The organism is Pontibacter aydingkolensis (assembly GCF_019443125.1).
Classification (GTDB): domain Bacteria; phylum Bacteroidota; class Bacteroidia; order Cytophagales; family Hymenobacteraceae; genus Pontibacter; species Pontibacter aydingkolensis.
On sequence record NZ_JAHYXK010000002.1, the window covers coordinates 382,418 to 406,991 of the forward strand.

27 protein-coding genes are annotated in these 24,574 nt (G+C 44.1%); 15 read left to right on the plus strand and 12 right to left on the minus strand.

What is annotated here, in order from left to right; genetic code table 11:
* The first annotated feature begins 86 nt into the window (after positions 1-86).
* The 5 genes from K0O23_RS04010 to K0O23_RS04030 all read left to right on the plus strand — a co-directional run bounded on the left by K0O23_RS04010 (position 87) and on the right by K0O23_RS04030 (position 2,531).
* Entirely contained in the window at positions 87-407 is a 321-nt protein-coding gene (locus K0O23_RS04010; protein WP_219876100.1) for a hypothetical protein, read from the plus strand.
* A 145-nt stretch (positions 408-552) separates the two neighbouring features.
* On the plus strand, positions 553-882 hold the full coding sequence (locus K0O23_RS04015) for a hypothetical protein (RefSeq protein WP_219876101.1): 330 nt from the start codon (positions 553-555) through the stop codon (positions 880-882).
* Positions 882-1,154: a hypothetical protein gene (locus K0O23_RS04020; RefSeq protein ID WP_219876102.1), complete on the plus strand. Its 273-nt coding sequence runs from the start codon at positions 882-884 to the stop codon at positions 1,152-1,154. The genes K0O23_RS04015 and K0O23_RS04020 overlap by 1 nt, the downstream gene beginning before the upstream one ends.
* A gap of 2 nt (positions 1,155-1,156) precedes the next feature.
* The gene (locus tag K0O23_RS04025) at positions 1,157-1,465 is read left to right on the plus strand and encodes a restriction endonuclease subunit S domain-containing protein (protein WP_219876103.1); all 309 of its coding nucleotides are present in this window, start codon (positions 1,157-1,159) and stop codon (positions 1,463-1,465) included.
* Between the two features lie 244 nt (positions 1,466-1,709).
* Positions 1,710-2,531, plus strand: a complete 822-nt coding sequence (locus K0O23_RS04030; RefSeq protein ID WP_219876104.1) for a hypothetical protein — start codon at positions 1,710-1,712, stop codon at positions 2,529-2,531.
* On the opposite strand, the gene K0O23_RS04035 is transcribed toward K0O23_RS04030, so the two are convergent.
* The 3 genes from K0O23_RS04035 to K0O23_RS04045 form a co-directional block, all read right to left on the minus strand.
* Positions 2,526-3,827: a DNA methyltransferase gene (locus K0O23_RS04035; protein ID WP_219876105.1), complete on the minus strand. Its 1,302-nt coding sequence runs from the start codon at positions 3,825-3,827 to the stop codon at positions 2,526-2,528. The genes K0O23_RS04030 and K0O23_RS04035 overlap by 6 nt on opposite strands.
* A 92-nt stretch (positions 3,828-3,919) precedes the next feature.
* Positions 3,920-5,164 carry a tyrosine-type recombinase/integrase gene (locus K0O23_RS04040; RefSeq protein ID WP_219876106.1) on the minus strand — a complete coding sequence of 415 codons (1,245 nt, stop codon included), beginning with the start codon at positions 5,162-5,164 and terminating at the stop codon, positions 3,920-3,922.
* 370 nt (positions 5,165-5,534) lie between these two features.
* Positions 5,535-6,650 (minus strand): DnaJ domain-containing protein, encoded by a 1,116-nt coding sequence (locus K0O23_RS04045; protein WP_219876107.1) that lies wholly within the window; start codon positions 6,648-6,650, stop codon positions 5,535-5,537.
* Positions 6,651-6,806: 156 nt separating this feature from the next.
* On the opposite strand from K0O23_RS04045, the gene K0O23_RS04050 reads away from it, so the two are divergent.
* From K0O23_RS04050 to K0O23_RS04060, 3 genes are read left to right on the plus strand one after another with little or no spacing between them, the layout of a single operon-like run.
* Positions 6,807-7,187: a phage holin family protein gene (locus K0O23_RS04050; protein WP_219876108.1), complete on the plus strand. Its 381-nt coding sequence runs from the start codon at positions 6,807-6,809 to the stop codon at positions 7,185-7,187.
* Positions 7,184-7,747 carry a hypothetical protein gene (locus K0O23_RS04055; protein ID WP_219876109.1) on the plus strand — a complete coding sequence of 188 codons (564 nt, stop codon included), beginning with the start codon at positions 7,184-7,186 and terminating at the stop codon, positions 7,745-7,747. Before K0O23_RS04050 ends, K0O23_RS04055 begins: the two co-directional genes overlap by 4 nt.
* Complete coding sequence (locus K0O23_RS04060; RefSeq protein ID WP_219876110.1) at positions 7,737-8,498, plus strand: geranylgeranylglyceryl/heptaprenylglyceryl phosphate synthase; 762 nt, start codon at positions 7,737-7,739, stop codon at positions 8,496-8,498. Before K0O23_RS04055 ends, K0O23_RS04060 begins: the two co-directional genes overlap by 11 nt.
* On the opposite strand, the gene K0O23_RS04065 is transcribed toward K0O23_RS04060, so the two are convergent.
* From K0O23_RS04065 to panC, 7 genes are all read right to left on the minus strand, one after another.
* A complete protein-coding gene (locus tag K0O23_RS04065; protein ID WP_219876111.1) occupies positions 8,481-9,407 on the minus strand; it encodes an AraC family transcriptional regulator in 927 nt (308 codons plus the stop codon). The two genes, K0O23_RS04060 and K0O23_RS04065, sit on opposite strands and share 18 nt — an antisense overlap.
* Positions 9,408-9,567: 160 nt before the next feature.
* Positions 9,568-10,707: an acyl-CoA dehydrogenase gene (locus K0O23_RS04070; RefSeq protein WP_219876112.1), complete on the minus strand. Its 1,140-nt coding sequence runs from the start codon at positions 10,705-10,707 to the stop codon at positions 9,568-9,570.
* 226 nt (positions 10,708-10,933) lie between these two features.
* Complete coding sequence (locus tag K0O23_RS04075; protein ID WP_246596907.1) at positions 10,934-11,608, minus strand: zinc metallopeptidase; 675 nt, start codon at positions 11,606-11,608, stop codon at positions 10,934-10,936.
* A 2-nt stretch (positions 11,609-11,610) separates the two neighbouring features.
* Complete coding sequence (gene rfaE2, locus K0O23_RS04080) at positions 11,611-12,105, minus strand: D-glycero-beta-D-manno-heptose 1-phosphate adenylyltransferase (protein ID WP_219876113.1); 495 nt, start codon at positions 12,103-12,105, stop codon at positions 11,611-11,613.
* On the minus strand, positions 12,089-13,126 hold the full coding sequence (locus K0O23_RS04085) for a lysylphosphatidylglycerol synthase transmembrane domain-containing protein (protein ID WP_219876114.1): 1,038 nt from the start codon (positions 13,124-13,126) through the stop codon (positions 12,089-12,091). Before K0O23_RS04085 ends, rfaE2 begins: the two co-directional genes overlap by 17 nt.
* Before the next feature lie 9 nt (positions 13,127-13,135).
* Positions 13,136-13,483 carry an aspartate 1-decarboxylase gene (gene panD / locus K0O23_RS04090; protein WP_219876115.1) on the minus strand — a complete coding sequence of 116 codons (348 nt, stop codon included), beginning with the start codon at positions 13,481-13,483 and terminating at the stop codon, positions 13,136-13,138.
* A gap of 91 nt (positions 13,484-13,574) precedes the next feature.
* Positions 13,575-14,429, minus strand: a complete 855-nt coding sequence (panC, locus tag K0O23_RS04095) for a pantoate--beta-alanine ligase (RefSeq protein ID WP_219876116.1) — start codon at positions 14,427-14,429, stop codon at positions 13,575-13,577.
* Between the two features lie 135 nt (positions 14,430-14,564).
* Between panC and K0O23_RS04100 the strand changes: the two genes are divergently transcribed.
* The 3 genes from K0O23_RS04100 to glmS all read left to right on the plus strand — a co-directional run bounded on the left by K0O23_RS04100 (position 14,565) and on the right by glmS (position 18,650).
* The gene (locus K0O23_RS04100; protein WP_219876117.1) at positions 14,565-15,377 is read left to right on the plus strand and encodes a glycogen/starch synthase; all 813 of its coding nucleotides are present in this window, start codon (positions 14,565-14,567) and stop codon (positions 15,375-15,377) included.
* Complete coding sequence (locus K0O23_RS04105; RefSeq protein ID WP_219876118.1) at positions 15,361-16,743, plus strand: DUF4270 family protein; 1,383 nt, start codon at positions 15,361-15,363, stop codon at positions 16,741-16,743. Before K0O23_RS04100 ends, K0O23_RS04105 begins: the two co-directional genes overlap by 17 nt.
* Before the next feature lie 71 nt (positions 16,744-16,814).
* Positions 16,815-18,650, plus strand: a complete 1,836-nt coding sequence (gene glmS, locus K0O23_RS04110) for a glutamine--fructose-6-phosphate transaminase (isomerizing) (RefSeq protein ID WP_219876119.1) — start codon at positions 16,815-16,817, stop codon at positions 18,648-18,650.
* Between the two features lie 60 nt (positions 18,651-18,710).
* On the opposite strand, the gene K0O23_RS04115 is transcribed toward glmS, so the two are convergent.
* Positions 18,711-19,391 (minus strand): 3-hydroxyacyl-CoA dehydrogenase family protein, encoded by a 681-nt coding sequence (locus tag K0O23_RS04115; RefSeq protein WP_219876120.1) that lies wholly within the window; start codon positions 19,389-19,391, stop codon positions 18,711-18,713.
* A gap of 48 nt (positions 19,392-19,439) precedes the next feature.
* Here K0O23_RS04115 and K0O23_RS04120 point away from each other — a divergent pair, with 48 nt between their 5' ends.
* Positions 19,440-19,820 (plus strand): RidA family protein, encoded by a 381-nt coding sequence (locus K0O23_RS04120; RefSeq protein WP_219876121.1) that lies wholly within the window; start codon positions 19,440-19,442, stop codon positions 19,818-19,820.
* A 587-nt stretch (positions 19,821-20,407) separates the two neighbouring features.
* On the opposite strand, the gene K0O23_RS04125 is transcribed toward K0O23_RS04120, so the two are convergent.
* Positions 20,408-21,433, minus strand: a complete 1,026-nt coding sequence (locus tag K0O23_RS04125; protein WP_219876122.1) for a YihY/virulence factor BrkB family protein — start codon at positions 21,431-21,433, stop codon at positions 20,408-20,410.
* 185 nt (positions 21,434-21,618) lie between these two features.
* Between K0O23_RS04125 and gltX the strand changes: the two genes are divergently transcribed.
* From gltX to K0O23_RS04140, 3 genes are all read left to right on the plus strand, one after another.
* Positions 21,619-23,160, plus strand: a complete 1,542-nt coding sequence (gltX, locus tag K0O23_RS04130; RefSeq protein WP_219876123.1) for a glutamate--tRNA ligase — start codon at positions 21,619-21,621, stop codon at positions 23,158-23,160.
* A gap of 132 nt (positions 23,161-23,292) precedes the next feature.
* On the plus strand, positions 23,293-23,652 hold the full coding sequence (locus K0O23_RS04135; RefSeq protein ID WP_219876124.1) for a hypothetical protein: 360 nt from the start codon (positions 23,293-23,295) through the stop codon (positions 23,650-23,652).
* 133 nt (positions 23,653-23,785) lie between these two features.
* Positions 23,786-24,553 (plus strand): TIGR00266 family protein, encoded by a 768-nt coding sequence (locus tag K0O23_RS04140; RefSeq protein ID WP_219876125.1) that lies wholly within the window; start codon positions 23,786-23,788, stop codon positions 24,551-24,553.
* The last annotated feature ends 21 nt before the right edge of the window (positions 24,554-24,574 follow it).

Sequence of the window (24,574 nt, forward strand, 5' to 3'; positions counted from 1 at the left end):
AATAATTAGCAAAAGTCCGCAGCGGTTTCGTCGGTTACTCTTACACTCGCTTATCATTTAATTATAAACACATAAACGATAAGACAATGGCTAAGAACATCACGACCACACAAGTAAATGCTGCTACATTCAAAAATGTATTCGCTGCTTATCCTGAACTGAAATATGATTTAGCTTTCCTTACCAATGACAACAGGGACTTGATTATTCAGTTCAGAGTTAAAGCAGGTTTTACTTTCGTTGCTGCAACACAGGGAAGAGTGCTTTCTGCTTGGCTAGGTGAGAAAGTTGGTGAGTACAGACAAGTAAGCTTTGACTCTTTTGATGGTGGCGTAATCATCATTTACAAAGCAATGCGCAACTACAAGTTTCAGCTTACTAAAGAAGCTGCTTTAGAAACAGCTTAACTTACCCTCCCCCACTTTACAAAGCCTATCTCCAAAAGAGGTAGGCTTTTTTATTGCCTTTGCTAAAATAATTAGCAAAAAGATGTCATGGGAATTCCGCACTTGCTATACTCGAGTTATTCAATAACCACTTAGAAAAATGCAAATGAAAAAGCAACAGGAATTCCTTCTTAAAATGATGAAACAGCCAATAGAAACGCTACGCTTTACCGCTGAACAAATTGAAAAGGCTGTTACTAGAGTTTATGATGTAACCCCTGATACTGTAGGCTATCACTCCAAAGGCTGTATTTACATCACCTATGAACTCCACCACAAACCAAATCCCCAACAAGTAGGCAGAATAGCTAATGCTTTAATGCACCTCACTAACCACAAAGGCGATAGAGTTATCAACTACACCACTTCTGAAGAACTCATCATAGAGATTCATCAAGACAAGTGCTACCCACTTCAACTTCTAATCACATACTAATGAAGATGAAAGAGTTTAGCATCAACAGCAGGGAAGACATCTCTGCTTTTTTTGTGTATCTGATAAATGACCTTGATTTAAGTTTCCATCCTGATAATCCCTTTTATGATTATGTGAACCAAGATGGCGGCATCACTTTCACCTTAGACGAATCGGACTACTTAGAATCAATCTTAGAGTTATGCTTTGTTTGGTGCCACCGTAATGATGAAGACATCTACGAGTTAGCCCTACACGCCTTTATCGAAGTCCACAAGCCACAACTTGACTAGCCATGAACAAGCTTCAGGGGCTGGTTACCATCAGGCTTGGTATGCCTGATGCTGACTTCTACATTAAAAGAAAAGGTGCGGAAAAGACAGTAGGACAGCCAACAGACGAATATTCCAAAGAATACTACGGTGTTAAAGTTAACAGGGAGTTCTTAGTGCCGAGATACTTCTACTATGTAATAATGCACCTACACCAACAAGGACACTTTCAAAGGCATGCTAAAGGCACTTTAAGGCTACAGCACATCACATTAGACGATTTACACGAAGCCATTTACACAGGAATGGTACAAATGAGAAAGAGAGACTAATTAGTCCCTCTTTTTTTATCCCTTGGAGTCCACAGGAGACCCATATCGCGTCCGTACTTTAATCTAATATGAACTACTTACCGGTAGACTGGGCGCAGTACAGAAGCCCTAATCATCGAATAATCGTCAACTCATTTTACGCCAGCGTTAATTAGAATCAGTCTAATTGGATTACACTGTACAATTCTTTAATTTTGCAGCAATATTCCTATATAAGGATATGTTGAATTTTAAAATTGTATAGATGACAAATACCAAAAACCAAGTAGTATCAAGCACTACGAAAACAAACCCTTGGGTCGATAAAAGCATTAAGCTGGCCGGTGCCGACGGATACCTGGATAACCTGCTTGCTATATATCCAATGAATCCCGAAACTGAGAGGGAGATAGCGGACGCAAAGGTTAAGAAATTAAAAACCCTTTTTGACAAAAAGGACTCTGAAGGTTTAATCACAGAATTGCTTTCATTGCCATTATTCCCGCTAAAAGACAGCTATGTAGCTTATCTGAAACGCTGCAAACCTTCTATCAAGAGAAACCCAGCAACCATTAACCGCTTGGCACAGCGTCTTTACATCATGGGCTTTGATGCAATGATGGCTGAATGCAGCAAGCCAAAAGAGACTAACCGTCAGATTGGTCCTATGTTCAGAAACTGGCTTAACACCCAAACTTGGGTACAGATGCTTGACGAACATGGTGTACTTGCTTCAACAACAGGTATAGTTGGCTTGCAGGGTTCAGATGCAGCTTTGCTTGCATTCGCTGAAACACACCTAAACTATAAGATTGAGAAGGGACTGGACTTTATCCTGAAGAAAGATAATACCTACGTAATTGGTGAGTCTAAATTCTTAACTGACTTCGGCGGACACCAAAATGCACAGTTCAACGACGCCTACAACTTAGTTGATAATGCAAAGGCAATAAAAGCTGTTAGTATTGCAGTTCTAGATGGTGTAGTTTGGATTGAAGCCAACAACAAAATGCACAAAAAGGTGAAAGATTCATCTTACGGCATAATGAGTGCACTTCTACTAGGGGATTTTGTTGCAAGCCTATAGGCTTGCAACAAATCTGTAAAGGTTATAAGGTATCTTTTTACTTTGGAGGTTGCTTTGTACAACCTCCAAAGACTTTTCAGACTGGTCAATACCAATCCACTTTCTCTTTAATTCGGCTGCTACCGTCAAGGTTCCGCCCGACCCCGAGAAGCAGTCCATGACAATGCTGTTTGGGTTCGATGAATTCAAGATTATACGCTTCAGCAAGTCGTGATTCTTTTGGGTAGGGTATGTAACAAAGGACATGCCCTTATCCTTAAACTCCCAAACGTCCTGCACTTTGCTTCCTACGTGGTCCTTAGCAAACACCATCTTTCTAGGATTGCCTTTGTCAGACCACTCAATCAGGCCCTGCATTTCCAGCTTGGTCAGTTCTTCTCTGCTGTGTCTCCAATGCCTGCCTTTAGGCGGCATCATACCCATCCACTCACGGCCTGAATCACCGTCTTTAGTTTCACCTGGTGCATGAAGCGGGTGCGTCGTATATGCCCCATAGATTTTATGCTTCTTAGGGAAAAGTTCTTTAAGCTTATCAGCGCTTAGTGGTTCCTTTACATCATTCCATAATACCTTCTCTGTATTCTTTGCATAGAAAAGTATCATATCTGAGTAATTGCCATAAGCATTCCTCGCGAAGTTCTTAGGGTTACATTTTATTCGGGTGATGTCGTTGATAAAGTTTTTGTAACCGAAGACTTCATCCATTATTATTTTCACGTAATGCCCGATTTTCTTATCGATGTGCAGGTAGATACTGCCCTGTTCAGAAAGAAACTCGCGAAGCAGTATCAACCTAACCCTGATGAACTCTAAGAAATCTTTATCAACTAATTTATCGCTGTAAGCATGGTCGTTATCTATGTCAGCAAAATTCTGCCCGGTCCCGAACGGCGGGTCAATATAGATTAAATCAACCCTCCCCCTATACCTCTCCAAGAGAAGGGGAAGCACCTTCAAGTTGTCCCCGAAATAAAAGTTGTTATAGTCTACCGCAATTTCATTTCTTACCAATTCTAATCTGCCTGCCGCAGGGGTTGCAAGCACATGCGTTTCGGCGACTTTCCCTTCGTACTCTAATGTGCAGTTTCTTCCTTTCCTTTTGGCAGGAATTTCTATTGGGTGATTGGTGGCACCGGAGTTAATGAAGCTTTCTAGGTCTGCACTTGCAATCCTATAATTCTTGTTCAATTTAACAGCATTTAACTTATTGTCCTTTATATATTTAGAAACCGTCTGCCTAGTTATATTTAAAATCTTGGCGGCATCATCAATTGATACTAGTTCTTCGTCTATCATTTTCAAGTCTATATTTTGGGCAAGTTAACCGATTTTAACATAAATACGTCAGTCACTTTATTTAATCTATAACTTTATTTCTATATTCCAAATTATGATGCCATCCTGCTTACAAGCTTCTCAGTCTCGATTTTCAGGTAGCGCTTCATGGTCCTTAAGTCTTTTGAACCTATCATTTCAAGAATCTCGGTTTCGGTGAAGCCCCTAGCAAAGCAGTTGGATATAAATGACCGTCGGCCACAATGCAACGTAACCAGGTCGCAACGTTTGCGCACGGATTCAAATTCTTTTTTCCGCTTATACCTTAAGATGGTAACATCATTATTCAGCCCTATTTCATCAATGCACTCCTTGATGTACTTGTTCGCCTTCTGTTCAGAAGCCACCCGCATGTCTGAGTCATATCGCTTCAGTATTTCTGCTATCCTAGGCGTGATTGGGACTTTCGCAGCGCCTTTTGTTTTCTTGGTAGTGGTATAAATCATTCCATCCTCTAAACGCCACAGGCGACTCCTAAACAAGTCGGAAATCCTGAATCCTGTATCACAGGCCAGCACAAACAAATCGACGTACTTCCTTTTGACATCATCCCAATTAAAAGTGTAAAGCTTGTCTAGTTCTTCTAGGTTCAGGTAAATGATGTCTTTCTCTTCATTGTAAGACTTCCACCTGCTGCACCTTGGATTGACTGTACTAACAGAGTGCTTGTCCTGTGCCCAATTAAGAAAGCCCTTCAGCAGGCCGACACTTTTATGCCAACTGTTATTATAGTAGTCTAAATCGAATAATAAGAAATCAGAATAGGCTTCAAAGAAATCATCGTCCATGCCTTCAAAACTCAAAGGGTATGATTTCTTTTCTTCAAACTTCAGGAGGTTGTTTCGTAGCAGGTTGTACTGCTTGGTGGTGTTAACACTTATGTCCTGATTCCCTTTAGAGTAGATTTCGAGTATCTTATGGAAGTCGAATTTAGTAGTTGTAATTGGGGGCGTATGGGCTTGTGTGTCGCGCTTTATCTCATTGACAGCATCTAACTCAGTAGACAAGACTTTGCCTCCATACAGCTTGCTTACGGCTTCCACAGAAGGGTCTACCCCATTGATGAGTAGCTTTAAGGCGTGATTCATCAATCTCGTCTTCACCTGTTCTATAGCAGCATTCATAAGACTGTAAGAGTCGTGTGTCCTTTTTACTCTTCCAGTCTCCTTGTCAAAGTGGTCGGGTTCTACAGAAATCCCTACTGAAACGGCAAACCATTTGTGCCGATGTGTGTACCAGATGGAAATGGGGCTAAGCCCTTTGGAGTTGGGCTTTCTTAGGTAAGCTTTTGTGGTCATATTCTCGCTTGTTTTTTAGCGAGTGTAGCCGAATCCCGCGACACCACTGCGGCATAATGCTAAAAATATGTATAGCTATGTGTATAACTCTGTGTATGGCAAACCTGCTTCGGAATATTAAGAACCCTAAAAATGAATCCTGCAAATGTGCTTTATTCAGCTTGAAACCAACATTTTAAGCAAAGGACTGAAAATCCTTGTGTCGTTGGTTCGATTCCAATCATCACCACTGGAAACCCTCACTAAAACAACGGTGAGGGTTTTTTGTTTTAGCAGGCTCCTGTTCCGAAACCATCAACGCTGCACTAAGCAACAATCGCTTTATACTTTAATTCCGGATTAAAGATGCACACCGGATAGCTATAGTATTTTAGTTTGGCAACATTTCCTGGCAGTTCATCCGCATCTCAAAAATAGCTGCAGAATACCCTAACTGGTAAGCCTGGTAGAAGTGAGTGCACGCCGAGTCTGACTTCATTTGCTCTACTTCGTTACGGCCCAGCAAGTATAGCACACGGCCATTTTGCTTATCCAGTTCAAATGCCATCCGGTAATCTTGCTCTGCAGCATAAAAATCTTTCAGCCTGGAATAACCAAAGCCCCTGTAAGTAAGAGCAGCTATCCACTTTTCGCTGCCGGGTTTGTTATTTTTAAGATATACTGTAAGATCTGAGATCGCATCTTCATACTTACTCAAAAAGAAAAGGCGTACTTCACCACGAGCCAGGTAGGCACTCCACAAATTCTTGTTTAGCTCCAGCGCCCTGGTCAGGTCTTTTTCAGCCTGCTGGTACTGCTCCAATTGCTGATAACTGCGCCCCCGCATAAAGTACACCTGCGCTGATGGGCTATCACGCAGCTTTAGTGCCTTGTTCAGATCGTGCAAGGCTGCCGGGTAATTTTCGTAGACATCCAGCTCTATCATGGCGCGGGCTTCGTAGGCATCGGCATTTTCAGGCATAAAATGTATGGCATCAGACAAGAGGCGGTGTGCGCTGCTATATCTTCCATCCGCTATATAGGTTAAAGCAGTTTTATACTTATCTTCACCTGTTACATAGTCCATAACAACTTTTAGCAGAAGACTAAACGTAAGCAACCCTGCTATAAAGGCTATAGTTATGTACCAATCTTTGCGGGAGAATTTATAGCTTTCGCGATTAATGGGGCGGTAGTAACGCTCCGAAACGCCGGCTGGTGGTCGTGTCTGGTAATAGCGCGGGTCTGCCTGATAGGCTTGCTGCTGGTGCAGTACACGCTGGCGCTCACGCATATATTGCAGGCGCAGATCGTAACGTGCTCTTTTATTCGGGTTAGAGAGGGTTTGGTAAGCGGCGTTTATTTGTTTGAACATTTCCTCAGCCAGCACATTGCCCTGATTTTTATCAGGGTGGTATTTTATAGCAAGGCGCTTATAAGCAGCCTTTACCTCTTGCATGGTGGCTGTAGGGCTTATGCCTAAAATGCTATAGTAGTTACGCTCCAAACAGACAGGATCTTAAAAAAGATTGATGTTAAATTTAACTAAAAACGGACAATATACATCAAATTCCGTACTACACTTTTAATCGGCTATACTCGGCGTAAATTTTTAAGTTTACCCACGTATACAGTAAAAGCAACAAAAAAGCACTTTAAAACTATGACTATTCCTGAGAACGGCACACGCGAAAAAAGCACTAATCTCATCGATAATCTGATGGGTTATATTGATACCCGTATAGATATCATACGATTAGAAATACAAGAAAAACTAAAAGCTGCACTGGTAAATACAATACATGCTATCCTGCTGGGTTTTGTTGGGCTGATGTGCGTTATTTTTGTAAGTATTTTTTTGGGTCTTTTGCTTAATCACCTGCTTGACAGCTCATTTTGGGGCTTCGGCATTGTAGCGCTTATTTATATTATACTGTTGGTAGTACTAGTGGTTGGCCTGGATAAAAAAGTTTTTCAGGACATGGCCGATAAGTCTTTGGATAACACGATCTATAAATCTGATAAAAGAGAAAAAAGCATATGAGCGAACTAACCAACCCGTTGTTTGATAACGAGCGGGACTTTTTAGAACGGCAAAAAGAAGAGTACAGGCACGCACTATTGGGCGATGTGGACAACATTAAGACACAAAGCCAGGAAATCGGTAAGAAAGTGGCTGTTGCCGGTGGAGTGCTTTTAGCTGGCTACTTGCTGAAGCGCATGGTAAGCGGCGGCGATAAAAAAAAAACTAAAAAAGGGAAAGCAGTAAAACAGTCCAGAACCTACGATTCGGCTGGCATTCCTGTAATGCCAGAGCGCGATGCTGCTTCTCAGCACCAAGAAGGCTATGGCTTCTTTAACGAGCCTATGCAAGACCAGGCAGACCACATATCCAACAAGCAATCTAAAAGCTTTTTGGATTCTAATGTGGTAAAGGTCATCACCTCGCAAGCGGCGGCTTTATTAATGATGTATATCACGAAAAAGGTTAGCGACCATCTGAATAGTATCTCTGAAAATGACGATATTGCAGCAGCCCCTGTAGAAGAGGTTACTGTAGTAGAGACAACTGAGATTATTGTTCCAAAAGAGGATGCTGTTTAAAAACCTTCGCCCACTTAAGCATAAAACAGGCAGGAAGCATTTTGCTGTACTGCTCGACCCGGACAACCTCAACGAGGCCTCCTGCCTGAACTTGCTATCTCTAAGCGAAACCCATCAGGTTGATTTCTTTTTTGTAGGAGGCAGCCTGATCACCTCCCAAAACCAAACCGGTATTATCCGTCTTATAAAAGAGCATAGTGATATACCGGTTATACTTTTCCCGAGCAACAGCCTGCACATAGATAAGCAAGCCGACGGCATTTTACTATTGTCGCTTATATCCGGTCGCAACCCGGAGTACCTGATAGGCCAGCATGTTATCTCGGCGCCTATACTTAAAGCAAGTCAGTTAGATATTTACCCTACGGGCTATATGCTTGTTGATACCGGGCGCCAGACTACAGCCTCTTACATGAGCGGCACCACCCCTTTGCCTTACGATAAGCCAGCCATTGCTGCCTGCACTGCCCTGGCCGGCGAAATGCTGGGTTTGCAGTATATGTATCTGGATGGGGGCAGCGGAGCGCAACAACCTATATCAGCAGAGATGATTGCAGCAGTTTGTGAGGCCGTGGAAGCGCCGGTAATTGTTGGTGGCGGTATAGATACTACAGCAAAGGCAAAAATTGCATTGGATGCCGGCGCTGATGTGATTGTAGTCGGTAATCACATAGAAAAAAACCCCGGCTTTTTGGCCGAGGTTTCTAATCTTATCGCTTCGTATAACGTTGCCTTAGATGTTCATCGCTGATTCGCGACGACGCATTTTACCGGCAGGTATACCAAACATCATCTTAAAGCGACGGCAGAAGTAAGCGGTATCTTTGTAACCAACTTCTTTACCAATCTCGCGGATGCTCTTCTTAGTAGTTCTAAGTAAGAACACAGCACGCTCCATACGCTGGTACTCGATGTAATCCTGCGGGTTAATGCCCGTCAGCATTTTAAAGTACTGGCCAACATAATCCTCAGACACGTTTGCCACGTTAGAAAGCACTTTGTTAGACAGATCGCCGCCCAAATTCTCCTTGATGTAGTTGAACAGGTCTATAAGGCGAGGGTCCTTGAAGTATGTGCTGTTTGTTGCCAGCTGCTCCACAAACATTCTGTTGCGCAGGATATGACGAACGATCTCTACCACGATATTCTCGGTGTAGATATTGATCAGACGCTCTTTACCTGGCAGCTCCTGCATGCTCTCCTCTACAACTTTGATAACCAAATTGGCCAGCTTGTTGTTGTTAGAGATAAGGAATGCCGGCAGATCCAATGACGCGAAGAAGTTAACCGAGTCAAATACCTTTGCCTCAAAGCTCACAAAGCTATGGCTCTCCTCTGCATCACCGATCAGATCAAGATCGTTGTTATTTTTGAAGAACTTCTCTTTGTTCGTGATCAAGTCATCGTTAGAGATCGTCTTTCCTTCCCCGGCAGGTCCGTAAGCTACTTTCGTGCTGCGGCCACCAGGTATAAACAACAGCTCTCCCTCTTCAACCATTTGCTCTTCGTCCCCAAAGAAGATGCTACCTTTATGAAGCAGGATCAAGTTATTGCCTACATCGTAAGCGTTGCGAACCGTAAATGGCTGCTGCAACACCAGATTCTTTGCTTTAATGAACCGCACCCCAAGCGATTCAATAATCTTATTGTAATCTTCCATGTGTGTTACCAACTAACTTTTATACTATAAACCCTTTAATTATGGCCTAAAGCTAAGATTAATCTTTATAAAATTCAAAATAAATTTAAAAAATAAATTTTAATTAGAGAAACACTATTCTTAGCTTAAACAGCATGGAGACAATGTTTTAAGGCTATTTTCACTTAAGCAGTTCTCTTGAAATTACTATTTTCTGTATCTCAGAAGTACCTTCGTAAATTTGTGTAATTTTTGCATCGCGCATCAAACGCTCTACATGGTACTCTTTCACGAAACCGTAACCGCCGTGAACTTGTACCGCCTCTACTGTTGTTTCCATCGCCACTTTTGATGCAAAAAGCTTCGCCATAGCGCCAGACTTACCATAATCGGAATGCGTGTCTTTATCATGTGCAGCCTGAAGACAAAGCAGACGGGCAGCCTCAATGTTGGTAGCCATGTCAGCCAGCTTAAACTGTATAGCCTGGTGCTTCGCAATCTCTACACCAAACGCTTTACGCTCTTTAGAGTATTTCACAGCCAGTTCGTAAGCGCCAGAAGCAATACCGAGTGCCTGCGACGCGATACCGATACGACCTCCTGCCAACGTAGACATCGCGAACTTAAAGCCGAAGCCGTCTTCGCCGATGCGGTTCTCTTTTGGTACTTTAACATCTGTAAACATCAAAGAGTGCGTATCAGAGCCACGGATACCCAGCTTGTTTTCTTTGGGGCCTATCTCAAAACCTTCCATGCCACGCTCCACGATCAAGGCGTTAATACCACGGTGCTTCTTCTCAGGATCAGTCTGCGCTATTACCAGGTATACAGATGCTGTGCTTCCGTTTGTGATCCAGTTCTTTGTGCCGTTCAGCAGGTAGTAATCGCCTTTGTCTTCAGCGGTGGTACGCTGCGATGTTGCATCAGAACCAGCTTCCGGCTCAGACAAACAGAACGCTCCGATGATCTCACCTGTAGCAAGCTTTGTTAAATATTTCTGCTTTTGCTCTTCAGTGCCATACTTCTCCAGGCCCCAGCAAACTAGCGAGTTGTTAACAGACATTACAACAGAAGCAGAAGCATCTACTTTGGAGATTTCTTCCATGGCCAGTACATAAGAGATGGTGTCCATGCCGCCGCCGTTATACTTCGGGTCTACCATCATACCCATAAAGCCAAGCTCGCCCATTTTCTTGATTTGCTCAGCAGGGAATTTCTGGTGCTCGTCGCGCTCAATAACGCCCGGCAACAACTCTGTCTGTGCAAACTCACGTGCAGCAGCCTGTACTGCCAGATGCTCTTCTGTTAATTGAAAATTCATACTTGTGTATATAAAGGATTCTGTTGAAACAATTATTTTACGGGTACAAAACTATGAAATACAGTGCAATTAAATCAACCCAGTATAACATTAATTGTTATGCTAGCCGATTATTTTTATACTTTATCTGCTTACCTATACTTATTATAAGCCTATTTAAATAATAAACGCCGTCTGCACATGTGCAGACGGCGTTTATACTTATATTATATTTCTTGCTAACATTTTAGTCGCGGCGACCCATTAGTATAGAGACGTAATAAAGCAGCGTTGCCAGTGAGCCAAGCGCAGCCACTACATAGGTTAAGGCAGCCCACTTTAATGCATCCTTTGCCATACCATGCTCTTGTGTGGTTACAATACCGCGCTGATCTATCCAAGCCAATGCACGCTTACTGGCATCAAACTCTACCGGCAGCGTTACAAAACTGAAGATAGTAGTTAAACCGAACAAGGCCACACCAATCGCCAAAGGCACAGGCGTAGACTGTATCATAAAGATACCAATAAGTAAAATCCACTGCATGTAGCGCGAAGCTATACTTAATGCTGGCACCATAGCCGAACGGAATTTCAGGAATGCATACGCCTTGGCATGTTGCACGGCGTGGCCGCATTCGTGGGCTGCTACAGCTGCTGCGGCGGCGCTACGCGCTTCGTACACATACTCGCTTAGGTTAACAGTTTTGTCAGTTGGGTTATAATGGTCAGTTAACCGACCTGCAACCGACATTACTTTTACATCTGTAATGCCATTGTCGCGCAGCATCATTTCTGCCACCTCGCGGCCGCTAAGCCCCGAGCTCAAAGGAGTTTGGGAATATTCTTTAAACTTGCTTTTTAACCGCCAACTTACAAGCCAACTTGCAAGCATCATGGCAATCATTATTATCCAGATCATAATTATCTATTTTCGTTAATTTGATTTTCTATTTTACTTACAATGTTTGTAGTAGAGTAACCTTTAACAAGCGGAACTGTTTTTACCTTTCCGCCTTTAGCCACTACTACCTCATGGCCCACGATCTGCTCCACTGCATAGTCATCACCTTTTACCAGTATATCCGGCTGCACAGCTTTGATCAGTTCTAATGGAGTGTCGTCGTTAAAGAGCACTACTGCATCCACAAACAAAAGAGATGCCATTACCCGCGCACGTGACATTTCGTCCTGTAACGGACGGCTTGGCCCTTTTATACGGCTGATTGATGCATCCGTGTTAAGCCCGAGTACCAGTTTATCGCCAAGTTGTCGTGCTTTTTCAAGGTAATCTACGTGGCCTAGGTGCAGCAGATCGAAGCAGCCGTTCGTGAAAACAATTTTCTGGCCCTGCGCGCGCCATGCTTCTAACTGCTCCTGTAACTGAGGCAGCGTAAATATCTTATCGCTTGAATTCATGGATTGATGTGTTTTCTTCTGCCATCGTGTGTTGCGGCCGGTGCAGCATACTTGCTACAAAACTAAGCACCCCCATTATAACGACCAAAAGTGTTTGTGAAGTATGCGCCAGCAAAGCATAAGCCATACCGGCTTCTTTGGGCACACCGTACAGCAGCAATGTTGCCTGCACTAACAAATGGTATACGCCTATTCCGCCTTGTACCGGCGCGGCCATACCCAAACTACCTATCACCAACACTGATAAACCAGCTCCCCAACCAAGATCGCTTGTAGCAGGCAAAGCAAAGAAAACTACCATACTCATGCCGTAGTACATCAGCCACACAAAAACCGTGTGTCCCCAAAACGCAACTTGGTTATCGAGCTTAGTTATACTGAAAACGCCTTTCAGCATACCTTTTACAAAGCTAACCACTTTTTTAAAGTATGCATTCTTACGCAGGCGGCTAAGGTAGCGCAGCAAAATGAAAAGTATAACTGCGGCCGCGCCCAATAAAACCCAGAACACCCAATAAAGAGAGTTCATGGCATGCTCCAGACCGGTATACTTATCTGTAAAAAGGCCCAGGAAGAAATCGCGGATACGGTTAAACTCAACCAAAAATGTGATGCCAATGGCCAGCAGCAGCATGACCATGTCGATCAGACGCTCAGCGATCACCGTTCCAAATCCTGTATTGACAGGCACATTATCAGAACGCTTCAGGACGCTGCAGCGAACCACCTCCCCCATTCGCGGAAGCACCAGGTTGGCCAGGTAGCCCACCATCATAGCACGATAGGTATGCAATAGCGATGGATTATAGCCTGTTGGCATTATCTGCATATGCCACCGGAAAGCACGGCTCATGTAGGCAGCTATACCCATCAGCAGCGAAACACCGATCCAAACATAGTTAGTATTCTTCAGCTCGGCCCACATTTTCTGAAAATCAAGCTCTTTTAGTGCATACCACATCAGAAATGCGGATACACCCAGCAGCAGCGCGTATTTCAGAAAAGAGAGCAGCTGTTTCATGCGAGGGGTTTACACCAGGCGGTTGTGCTGATCCGGGAAAACTAGTGTAGGCGTGTGAGTTTTAGCGTCTTCGAATTTGATACTGCAGTAAGAAATAACAATTACGATATCGCCTACCTGCACCTTTCGCGCCGCCGGACCATTTAAGCAAACTGTGCCGGTTCCGCGCTCGCCTTTGATCACATAAGTTTCAAAACGCTCGCCGTTGTTGATGTTAACGATCTGTACTTTCTCATTCTCCACCACGTTTGCGGCGTCCATCAGGTCTTCGTCAATAGTGATGCTGCCAACATAATGCAGTTCGGCCTGTGTTACCTTACAACGGTGGATTTTGGATTTTAAAACCTCAATATACATGGTGTATCTTGTAATAAAGCGCAAAGTTAGACAATTGCCCGCAGATTAACTATCAAAGTATAAGCAGCCTTTCCACACCTTAGTCAACAACCTACTCTTCGTTTAAATTCACCAGCAGGTTATCGATAAGTCGCACCGGACCAACCTGGGCAGCAAGGCATAACGCTACTTCTTTTGCATTTTTAACATCTTGCACAGGCTGCAGTGTCGCGGGGTCTGCCACTTCAAAATACTCCAGTTCTATTTGGTCTCTACTTTTCAGATAGTCGGCCACCTCTTTTTTTACACTTTGCACCGGCTTTTCAGGCAACATGGCTGCTGCCATCTTCAGGGCTTTATACAAGTCCGCCGCAATTTGGCGCTGCTCGCTACTCAAGCGTTCGTTCCGCGACGACATAGCTAAACCACTTTCCTCCCGCACAGTTGGGTAACATACCAACTCAAGATCAAAACTCAGCGCCTGCACCAATTGCCGTACTATGGCAACCTGCTGCAGGTCTTTTTGACCAAAGTATGCTTTATGGGGTAATGTGTAGTGGAAAAGCTTGCTCACGATAGTAGCCACACCGTTAAAATGCCCCGGACGGTGCTCGCCCTCCATCACCGTCTCCAGCTCTCCGAAACTAAACTTCAAAAGCGACTGTTGTGTGTATACTTCCTGTGCATCAGGCAGAAAAAGGTAATCGCAGTTAACAGACTGTAGTAATCGGATATCCTGCTCTGAAGTACGGGGATACAGTTTATAGTCGTTTGGGTTATTAAACTGGGTGGGGTTTACAAAAATGCTGCAAACTGTTATGTCGTTTTCTCTGGCAGAAGCGCGAAGCAGCTGCAGGTGCCCCTCATGCAATGCTCCCATGGTGGGCACAAAGCCTATACGCTTGCCGCTACACCTCAGGGCCTGCATTTTTTCGCGGATGGTGCTAACCTGCTTTATAACTTCCATTTAATCTGAATGCCTGGTATGTCTTGTTAAGGCCGGCAAATGTAAGTTATAACGCATAAAATTGAAAATTAGAATAAAAAATACTAATTTTGCACGTCCCATTACTGTTGCTTATTAATTTTTAACTTACTATTCATGTCAAAATTGCGAATTCTTTACGCCGCCACAGAGATTAATCCTTTCTTACAAACCACTAAAGTAGCCGAATTTTTACAAACGTTACCACAGGGAATGCAGGAGCGAGGAATGGAGATCCGTATTTTTGTTCCGCGTTTTGGCTTAATAAACGAGCGTAAAAACCGTTTGCACGAAGTAGTACGCCTGTCAGGTATAAATATTGCTGTTGGCGACGACGAGAAACCGCTGATTATCAAGGTGGCATCTATTCCGAATGCTAAACTGCAAGTATATTTTATCGACAACGAAGACTATTTTCACAGAAAGTCCGTTTTTGTTGACAAGAACAACAAGTTTCATCAAGACAACGACGAGCGCGCGATCTTCTTCTGCAAGGGCGTGCTGGAAACAGTGAAGAAACTTGGCTGGGCACCGGACATTGTGCATTGCAACGACTGGATGACAGGCTTAATACCAATGTACCTGAAATCGACTTATAAGAAGGACCCTATTTTTAAGGATTCAAAGTCGATGTTTACAGTGTACAACCACGATTATAAGCATAAGTTTGAGGGAGACCTGTTAGAGAAAGTTAAAATGCTGGATATTGACGAAAGTATGCAGGAGCATCTAAAGTCTACGGATCTGGACAGCTTTATTAAAATTGGTATGGAGTACGCTGACTCTGTTATCAAGACAAATGAGAACTTTAGCGAAAATATAAACGCGCTGTTTAACGACTATATGCAAACCAAAAGCATTAGCACCGTTAGCGCCGACGATACCCTTTTAGACTCTTACTACAACCTGTATAATGAACTCAGCCGTTAGAAGATTTCTATTATTCTTCTTTTCTATTGCCACCCTTGCATCTTGCGACGACCCTACAGACATTGGAATTGACCTGCAGGATGAAAACCAGATAGGCACAGATTTTACAGATACGATTACTATTAATACAGGAACGGTACTTTTAACCGACTCTATACTATCGTTTAAGACTACTCCTGCTCAAGCAGGCATTTTGTCGGACCCTGTATTAGGCACATTAAAGGCTACTACTTATACAGAAGTTGCCCTTAATGGCTCTGATCTTAGCTTCGGTGAAAACCCGCAAGTTGACTCTCTTGTGCTGACACTGGATTATAGCTTTATCTACGGCAACAAAACTCAGCCCCTGAAACTCAATGTTTTCCGTTTAACGGAAGGCTTCCAGGAAAAAGCGTCTTACTTTACAAGTACAACACTGGCAAAAGAGGCAACCCCACTTGGCTCTGCTACATTGGTGCCTTTGCTTTACGAAAAGAAAAAGCAGTTTGATGTAGACTCTACTGCAGCAAAAAGGCTGGTTAAAATCAAGCTTCCGCAAAGCCTGATCGATGAGTTCGTAGCTCAGTCGGGCCAAAGCCCTCTTAAATCGCAGGATAATTTTGAGGCTTTCTTTAAAGGTCTGGCTATTGCACCGGAAGGAGCTCCATCTAGTATTCTGGCACTTAACCTGGCCGCGGATAGTTCTAAAATTGTGATGCACTACAGGAACGGCACTAACAAGAAGAAGCACATTTTCAGATTTGCGCAAAGCCCAGCTGTTAGCTACTTCACAAACTTTGAAGGCAATCGCGCTGGTACCGTAGTAGAATCGTTAAACCAGGCTGGAGATTTTCTGCCGGCAACTGAAGAAAATGGCAAGGAAAGTTACATCCAGAACAATACGCAGCTTGTTACTAAGCTTACACTGCCATACCTACAGAAATTTAAAGAAGCAACCGGCTCTATTATTATTAACCGTGCTGAGTTAATTTTACCTATAAAGGCAAACTCTACTTCTGTACTTCCGGCACCGCCACAACTTGTTGCATATCAAACTAATAGTACAAACCGCATTTTAAAAGATGTGAACGGTAGCGCTATAGCTGTACAACAAAATGGAGTTGGGCAGTTAAACGGCACTAATTTTCCGGCGGCACTATTCTATGACGCTAAGCGCAGCAGGTATACCCTTAATATTACATCATACTTCCAGGCAATGCTGCTAGACAAGAAGCCAAATACAGGCTTATTGTTAGCTACAGCAACTGTGGTTCCTTCACAAGGCGGCAATTCTATTACTCCAGAAATCAGACCTTATAGAACTATTATCACGAATACAGATAATAACAAGGTGCAGTTGGTAGTATACTATTCAAAATTGAAGTAAATAACTTATTTATTAATATCCTGATAGGTACCTTTACGGGGTACCTATTTTATTTAAAATATCTAAAGAGCATGTGTGGAATTGTAGCATACGTGGGCCACAGAGAGGCTTGCCCCGTTATAATTAAAGGACTGAAAAGATTAGAGTACCGCGGGTACGATAGTGCCGGAGTTGCCTTAATGAACGGCGACCTGAGCATTTATAAGAAAAAAGGGAAAGTAACTGACCTGGAGGAATTCCTAGCCGATAAAGATACCCATGGTAATATTGGCATGGGCCATACACGCTGGGCTACGCACGGCGAGCCGAATGACAAAAATGCGCATCCCCACTATTCCAGCTCCGGCAATATCGCTATAATCCACAACGGTATTATTGAGAACTATGCAGCGCTTAAAACCCTGCTACAGGAGAAAGGCCATACTTTTAAATCGGATACAGACTCTGAGGTTTTTATAAACCTGATTGAGGATATCAGAGTGAACAACAACTGCACTATGCCAGAGGCAGTGCGCCTGGCTATGCATGAAGTTGTAGGAGCTTATGCTATTGTTGTTCTAGCTAAAGATAGCCCTAACCAGCTTATAGCAGCCAGAAAAGGTAGCCCATTGGTAGTGGGCGTAGGTAAGGGAGAGTATTTTTTAGCCTCTGATGCCACCCCAATTATTGAATACACCAACGATGTGATCTATGTAAACGATTATGAGCTGGTAGTTATTAAGGATGGTGAACTGGAAATACGCACAAAAGAGGACGTAAAACAAACACCTTATGTGCAACGCCTGGAGATGGAGCTTGAGTCTATCGAAAAGGGCGGATACGAGCACTTTATGCTGAAAGAGATTTACGAGCAGCCTCGCTCTATACTTGACAGCATGCGTGGCCGTCTGGTTGCAGAAAGCAATCACATGATGATGAGCGGCGTGCGTGAGTATGAAAATAAGTTTGCTAATGCTGATCGTATTATAATTGTAGCATGTGGTACATCGTGGCATGCCGGCCTTGTAGCTGAGTATCTGATTGAAGACCTGGCCCGCATTCCGGTTGAGGTAGAGTATGCTTCTGAATTCCGTTACCGTAACCCGATCATAACAGAAAAAGATATTGTTGTTGCAATCTCGCAGTCAGGTGAAACAGCAGATACTTTGGCTGCATTAGAACTTGCAAAGTCTAAGGGCGCTACAATTTTTGGCATCTGTAATGTAGTAGGTTCTTCTATTGCACGTGCTACTGATGCGGGCGCCTATACCCACGCTGGTCCTGAGATTGGAGTAGCAAGTACAAAAGCCTTTACAGCGCAGGTTACAGTGCTTACGCTTATTGCAATGATACTTGGCACAAAGCGCGGCACTTTAGAAACCACCAAGTTACACCAGTTGATGGCAGAGTTGGAAAGTATACCTGCTAAAGTTGAAAAGGCCCTTAAGCTGGATAATCAAATTGTAGAGATATCTGAGATATTTAAAGATGCTACCAACTTCTTGTATCTGGGCCGTGGGTATAACTTCCCGGTTGCACTAGAGGGAGCTCTTAAATTAAAAGAGATATCTTATATACACGCTGAAGGCTACCCTGCCGCAGAAATGAAGCACGGCCCGATTGCATTGATCGATGAGCAGATGCCGGTTGTGGTAATTGCCACAAAAGACAGCTCTTACGATAAAATTGTATCGAATGTGCAGGAGGTAAAAGCCCGTAAGGGTAAGGTAATTGCTATTGTAACCGAGGGCGATACCACAATTCCTTCTATGGCCGACTATGTGATTGAGATACCAGAAACAAGTGAGCACCTGATGCCGCTTCTGTCTGTTATTCCATTGCAGTTGCTATCGTACCATATTGCAGTAATGCGCGGTTGTAACGTAGATCAGCCACGTAACCTGGCAAAGTCTGTTACAGTAGAGTAATAGCTGATATGTATAAAAGAAAAGGGAGCCAAATGGCTCCCTTTTTTATTTCTCTGTAGTTTATGCTACTTCCTCAACTTTCAAATATGTTGTTTTAAGCAAGGGGCAGATTTTATACCTTTCTTCTTTCGTATCCTCGTAAACAGCCTGCAGTACTTTATACACATTGGCAATTCCAATCTGGCTGGCCCATTCAAAAGGCCCCTTCGGATAATTTGTACCCAGCTTCATGCCCAGATCAATATCCTGAACGCCGGCTGTTTTCTCCTGCAACGTATAAAAGGCTTCATTAATGATCATACAGATCATACGCGGTGTCACCATACCTACTCGATCATCTACAAGAAGGTATTCTGTACCGAGTGTTTCGCATGCTTCCTTCAGCTTTGGCTCGTCCTGCTTCCGCAGCAGACTTACCTCCAGCACCGAACGATTAAAGAGTGTTGGCAGGCCGTTGAAACCTATCAATGTACATGGCATCTCCAACTCTGCCTGATGCACTAAAGCCGCTAACTGAATAGTAACTGCATTACAGAACACAACCTGATCCGGAGCATACATTGCCAGTCGTTCAGGTTGCTCATGTAACAGAAAATCAAACACTACATCGGTAGGCTTTAATTGCTCATCCACCAAAGTATGGGTATGCATAAAGGTGTAGCTTATACCTTCTTTCTCTTCCGGAAACTTTTGCTTGAATTCGGTGGCCATTTCCGGGCCAGACAAAACAACTATGTGCATATTTCTGTACTTTTGATGGTAAAGATACACATTTAAACGAATCTTATTATGGCACATACCATCATCAACTCTACAAAAGCACCAGCTCCGATTGGCCCATACAGTCAGGCAACGTTAGCAAACGGTATACTTTATGTATCTGGCCAGATAGCCTTGGATGCAGAAAGCGGCAACCTGACCAACGACAGCATCGAGAACGAAACTCACAAAGTTATGCAGAACCTAAAGGCTATACTTTCAGAGGCCGGCATGGATTTCAGCAACGTGCTTAAGTGCTCGATCTTTGTAAAAGACCTGAACAACTTTGGCAAGATAAACGAGACATACGGAAGCTACTTCACCAGCAACCCTCCCGCCCGCGAAACAGTTGAGGTTAGCCGCCTGCCTAAAGATGTGAATGTGGAGATCTCTTGCATCGCTACGAAATAGGTTTTTAGACGAAGGAGTTTTTTTACAAAAGACAAAGGAGTTAAGTATGGCTTCTTTGTCTTTTGTGTTTTTATACTTTATCACTTAAGTAAAGCCTGTCTCCTTGGCCTTGGCCCTCCCCCATCCTTATCTATAGGGGGTGCCTGTTGTTGCTTTAGTCAGAGTATATACATCCCCTTTCAAAGGGGGACTTTCTGCCGTTGTTTTAGCTAAGGCTCAAGCTCCATTGCTGATGCCATTCCTCGGACAGGTCGCGACCTGTCCCTACAAATCAAACTTTATACTTTATTCCAAATTGCAACAGTCGCTGGCGAAGAAGTGTCCATCCCAGTCCTTAGGTTGAGCGCCTTCTATTGTTGCTGTGCCCACTAGGCCAGCCCGCAGCGGAGCGAGTAGCAGCTTCAATAGACAGCGCGATGCCCGAGGACGAGGCCTTGCGGCCTTGAGCACATCAATGCCTGAGATGAAACAATAGGCAAGCAAAACTGAGGAACATCAGAAACAAGAAAAGAATAACTTGTGTCAAGTTGTAATAAAATATCTAAAAGTATAATGTTATACTTTCCAAACTCTCTAACTCCCAAATTCTAAATATTCGCTCCCTCTGCCTTTTCTCCCTCGTCAGTAACCGAAGGCGCTTCCTCCTCTTCCAGTTCTCCGTATACTTCTTTATCATGCTTGCCAGGTTCGGCATTTACCGCGGAGTTGCCCACCTCTACCTCCTGCCTTATTACGCGCACGGCATAGTCGGCGGGGTAAATATTAAAGCCATACTTTCGGGAGTACACAAACGTGAAAACGGCCCCGAAGAAGATAATCTGAGATGTAAAGAAGACCCACGTAAGTATAATCACTACAGAACCCGCTGCCCCATATACCGAACCTATGTTATTTTTGCCTAAATAGAATCCGATCAGTCCTCTGAATAAAACAAACAACAGGGAAGTAACAAAGGCACCTACTCCCACATCGCGCCACTTAATCTTTGCGTCAGGCAAAAACTTATAGATACAGGCAAAAAGGAAAGACATCAGCAGAAAAGCCGATAAAAAATTTGCCCCATGCAGCACATACACGATCCAACCTGAAAAGCGGGCCGTCAGAAAATCACCGATAGCCACCAGAATAGTATTTGCCAACAGCGACAACAGCAGGATGATGGCAATAAACAGTATCATCCCGAAAGAAAGAAACCTATCCAGGATTAGCTTCAGATAACCGCGCTTGGGCACAGGCTTTACATGCCATATCTCATTAAGGGAATCCTGTAGCGAAATAAACACACCTGTAGCTGCGATAAACAAAGCCACACCACCGATAATGGCAGCCAGGTTAAAAGCACCAAACTCGTTAACGTTCTCCACCATTTTCTGCACTGAGTAAGCACCCTCCGAACCAATCAACTCCTTAATGTGGAAGTATATCTCCCCGGACACAGCCTGCTCTCCAAAAAAATAACCTGCTGCGCTGATGATGATGATAAGCATAGGGGGAAGCGCAAAGATAGTATAGTAAGCCAATGCCGCACCTTTCTGAAAAGAGTTATTATCCAGAAATTCCAGCCAGGTTTCTTTTAGTAATCCCCACGACATCAGTAATCTTTTCCGCGGCATAACAGGCAAATTGTATACTTCTATTAAGCCAATACGCAATTAGCTGATTATGTTTATCCTATGGGAACAACAGTCAGCTGTAACTGTTATTTATACTTTGCTACACACACTGTGCTTCACGTTACCGAAACCGTAGTTTATTTTGTACCTTTGCACCTCAATTGATTTGAATACAACAACCATACATGGAAAGAGAAGTTAGAGTACGCTTTGCCCCAAGCCCGACAGGGCCTCTCCATATCGGTGGTGTGCGCACTGCCCTTTACAACTTTTTGCTTGCCCGTAAAACAGGCGGTAAAATGATTCTGCGCATCGAAGACACAGACCAGAACCGTTTTGTGCCTGGTGCCGAAGATTACATACGTGAGTCGCTGGAGTGGTGCGGCATTGAGCTGGATGAAAGCCCATGGAACGGCGGCCCTTACGCGCCTTACCGCCAGTCGGAGCGCAAGCCAATGTACATGCAGTATGCGCTGCAACTGGTAGAGAGCGGCCATGCTTACTATGCCTTTGATACTGCTGAGGAGCTGGATGAAATGCGTGAGCGTTTAAAGGCTGCCAAGGTAGCTACGCCACAGTACAACGCCATTACACGCGCCACCATGAAAAACTCACTTACCCTGCCAGAGGATGAAGTGAAAAGGCGCCTGGAGTCCGGTGACCCTTACGTGATCCGCTTAAAAGTACCGCGCAAAGAAGAAGTACGTTTAAAAGACCTGATCCGTGGCTGGGTAATGGTACACTCTTCTGCCATTGATGATAAAGTATTGATGAAGTCGGATGGTATGCCAACGTACCACCTGGCCAACATAGTAGACGACCACCTGATGAAGATCACGCACGTGATACGTGGTGAGGAGTGGTTGCCGTCTGCGCCGCTGCACGTGTTGCTGTACCGCTACCTGGGCTGGGAAGATACTATGCCTGAGTTTGCACACCTGCCACTGCTGCTGAAGCCAGACGGAAACGGTAAATTAAGCAAGCGCGACGGTGATAAACTGGGCTTCCCGGTATTCCCACTACGTTGGCAGGATCCATTTACAAACGAAGTGTCTTCTGGCTACCGTGAGAGCGGCTATCTGCCTGAGGCCTTTACTAACTTCCTTGCCTTTTTAGGTTGGAACCCGGGCACGCAGCAGGAGATTTTCTCTATGGATGAATTGATCCAGGAGTTTACTGTGGAGCGTATCGGTAAGTCAGGGACTCGTTTCGATATCCAGAAAGCACGTTGGTTTAACGAGCAATACCTGCGTGCCAAGCCAGACAGCGAACTGGCCGGTTACCTGATAAAGGCTCTGGAAGATCACGGTATCACCACAACTCCGGAAAAAGCAGAAAAAATTGCAGGCCTGATGAAAGAGCGTGTAAGCTTCCCGCAGGATTTCTGGAAAGAAGCAGAGTATTTCTTTGTGGCTCCAACAGAGTATAGCGAAAAAGTAGCCTCTAAGAAGTGGAATAGCCAGTCTGTAGCCGTTTTCGAGGATTTCAAGAACGAGCTTTCTTCGCTGGATAACTTCAATGCTGATACTGTTAAGGACTTACTGATTGCCATACTTGAACGCCACGGCATGAAGATTGGACAGGTTATGCAGGCGCTGCGCCTAGCTGTAACCGGTGCAGAAGCTGGCCCTGACCTGATGCAGATTATTGAAGTGATTGGCCGCGAAGAAACAGCTACCCGCATTGAAACTGCCATTGCAAAACTAAGCCAGTACGCTACGGCTTAAGTATAGCAAATTATAACATATAGAAAGGCCGGCCTTATGGGGCTGGCCTTTTTTATTTCCGCCACTTTAAGCTGTATTGTAACAAATTATTCCTTCTTCGCTTATACATCAGTAAGTATAAACCAGAAGATCATGGCTAAAAATAAGAAAGAAGGCAAAAGCAGCAAGAAAAAGTCGCGGGTGCACAAAGACCTCGAAGGGTTTGAGATAAAAGTAAACGAGCACGGCGAAATTAAGTCAAACTATAGCATAGACCGCATAAATGAGTTCTTAAACAAGAACGTAGACGACAAAAAGCTACTGAAACGCGATGCAGCCGAAAAAGCAAAGCGCGCTGAAGAAGAAGAATACCATGTAGAGGAAGGCGAAGAGGTAGAAGAAACCGACGAGGACTTTGTGCGCGGCACTAGTTCGGTTTCTGATGATGATGATAAAGACTTGCCAAAAGTTCGTCGTAAAAAAGGTGATGATGACGATGAGGAAGTCGATTAAAGTATAAGTATTAATTTTGATTGGTTGTAAAGGGTGAAAGGCAAAGCAGTAAACTATAGTTTTGCCTTTCACCCTTTACCTTTTTAGAATAATAAGCTAACTTTCTACTATCATCAACCTAACCCAAACAACTATGAGAAACTCGCACGAGATAGATTACAAGATTTTTGGCAACGATATTCAGGTGCTGGAGATTGAGCTGGACACAAACGAAACCGTAATTGCCGAAGCCGGCGCTATGGTGTACATGGAAGAAGGCATCGATTTCGAAACCAAGATGGGAGATGGCTCTAACCCCAGCCAGGGCTTTTTGGGAAAACTGGTATCGGCAGGCAGCCGCCTGATTACTGGCGAGTCACTTTTTATGACCCACTTTACCCACCGCGGCCACGGTAAAAGCCATGTAGCTTTCTCAGCTCCCTACCCAGGCACCATACTTCCGATAGACCTGAGCACTACCCGAAACAACTCCCTGATAGCCCAGAAAGATGCGTTTCTGGCGGCAGCCTTGGGCACTAAGCTCAGCATCCATTTTAACCAGCGCCTGGGCTCCGGATTTTTTGGAGGTGAGGGTTTTATACTTCAGCGTTTACAGGGCGATGGCAGGGCATTTATACATGCCGGCGGTACTGTGGTAGAAAAGCAGCTAAATAACGAAACCCTGCGTGTAGATACCGGTTGTGTAGTTGCTTTTGAGGAAGGTATAGATTTCAGTGTGCAGCGCGCAGGCGGTTTAAAGTCGATGATATTTGGTGGAGAAGGTTTATTTCTGGCAACTTTACGCGGTACAGGCAAAGTATGGCTACAGTCGATGCCTGTTAAGAAGCTGATTGAGGCGCTGATGCCACGCGGGGAAAACGCTAAAAAAGAAGGCGGCATGTTCAGTAGCTTTATGGAATAGTGAGGCTGCTGCGCTTTTAAT

Bases quoted from the DNA above. Each gene is read 5' to 3' on its own strand.
- K0O23_RS04010 (WP_219876100.1), top strand. From the start codon at position 87: ATGGCTAAGAACATCACGACCACACAAGTAAATGCTGCTACATTCAAA.
- K0O23_RS04015 (WP_219876101.1), top strand. From the start codon at position 553: ATGAAAAAGCAACAGGAATTCCTTCTTAAAATGATGAAACAGCCAATA.
- K0O23_RS04020 (WP_219876102.1), top strand. From the start codon at position 882: ATGAAGATGAAAGAGTTTAGCATCAACAGCAGGGAAGACATCTCTGCT.
- K0O23_RS04025 (WP_219876103.1), top strand. From the start codon at position 1,157: ATGAACAAGCTTCAGGGGCTGGTTACCATCAGGCTTGGTATGCCTGAT.
- K0O23_RS04030 (WP_219876104.1), top strand. From the start codon at position 1,710: ATGACAAATACCAAAAACCAAGTAGTATCAAGCACTACGAAAACAAAC.
- K0O23_RS04035 (WP_219876105.1), bottom strand. From the start codon at position 3,827: ATGATAGACGAAGAACTAGTATCAATTGATGATGCCGCCAAGATTTTA.
- K0O23_RS04040 (WP_219876106.1), bottom strand. From the start codon at position 5,164: ATGACCACAAAAGCTTACCTAAGAAAGCCCAACTCCAAAGGGCTTAGC.
- K0O23_RS04050 (WP_219876108.1), top strand. From the start codon at position 6,807: ATGACTATTCCTGAGAACGGCACACGCGAAAAAAGCACTAATCTCATC.
- K0O23_RS04055 (WP_219876109.1), top strand. From the start codon at position 7,184: ATGAGCGAACTAACCAACCCGTTGTTTGATAACGAGCGGGACTTTTTA.
- K0O23_RS04060 (WP_219876110.1), top strand. From the start codon at position 7,737: ATGCTGTTTAAAAACCTTCGCCCACTTAAGCATAAAACAGGCAGGAAG.
- K0O23_RS04065 (WP_219876111.1), bottom strand. From the start codon at position 9,407: ATGGAAGATTACAATAAGATTATTGAATCGCTTGGGGTGCGGTTCATT.
- K0O23_RS04070 (WP_219876112.1), bottom strand. From the start codon at position 10,707: ATGAATTTTCAATTAACAGAAGAGCATCTGGCAGTACAGGCTGCTGCA.
- K0O23_RS04075 (WP_246596907.1), bottom strand. From the start codon at position 11,608: ATGATCTGGATAATAATGATTGCCATGATGCTTGCAAGTTGGCTTGTA.
- rfaE2 (WP_219876113.1), bottom strand. From the start codon at position 12,105: ATGAATTCAAGCGATAAGATATTTACGCTGCCTCAGTTACAGGAGCAG.
- K0O23_RS04085 (WP_219876114.1), bottom strand. From the start codon at position 13,126: ATGAAACAGCTGCTCTCTTTTCTGAAATACGCGCTGCTGCTGGGTGTA.
- panD (WP_219876115.1), bottom strand. From the start codon at position 13,483: ATGTATATTGAGGTTTTAAAATCCAAAATCCACCGTTGTAAGGTAACA.
- panC (WP_219876116.1), bottom strand. From the start codon at position 14,429: ATGGAAGTTATAAAGCAGGTTAGCACCATCCGCGAAAAAATGCAGGCC.
- K0O23_RS04100 (WP_219876117.1), top strand. From the start codon at position 14,565: ATGTCAAAATTGCGAATTCTTTACGCCGCCACAGAGATTAATCCTTTC.
- K0O23_RS04105 (WP_219876118.1), top strand. From the start codon at position 15,361: ATGAACTCAGCCGTTAGAAGATTTCTATTATTCTTCTTTTCTATTGCC.
- glmS (WP_219876119.1), top strand. From the start codon at position 16,815: ATGTGTGGAATTGTAGCATACGTGGGCCACAGAGAGGCTTGCCCCGTT.
- K0O23_RS04115 (WP_219876120.1), bottom strand. From the start codon at position 19,391: ATGCACATAGTTGTTTTGTCTGGCCCGGAAATGGCCACCGAATTCAAG.
- K0O23_RS04120 (WP_219876121.1), top strand. From the start codon at position 19,440: ATGGCACATACCATCATCAACTCTACAAAAGCACCAGCTCCGATTGGC.
- K0O23_RS04125 (WP_219876122.1), bottom strand. From the start codon at position 21,433: ATGCCGCGGAAAAGATTACTGATGTCGTGGGGATTACTAAAAGAAACC.
- gltX (WP_219876123.1), top strand. From the start codon at position 21,619: ATGGAAAGAGAAGTTAGAGTACGCTTTGCCCCAAGCCCGACAGGGCCT.
- K0O23_RS04135 (WP_219876124.1), top strand. From the start codon at position 23,293: ATGGCTAAAAATAAGAAAGAAGGCAAAAGCAGCAAGAAAAAGTCGCGG.
- K0O23_RS04140 (WP_219876125.1), top strand. From the start codon at position 23,786: ATGAGAAACTCGCACGAGATAGATTACAAGATTTTTGGCAACGATATT.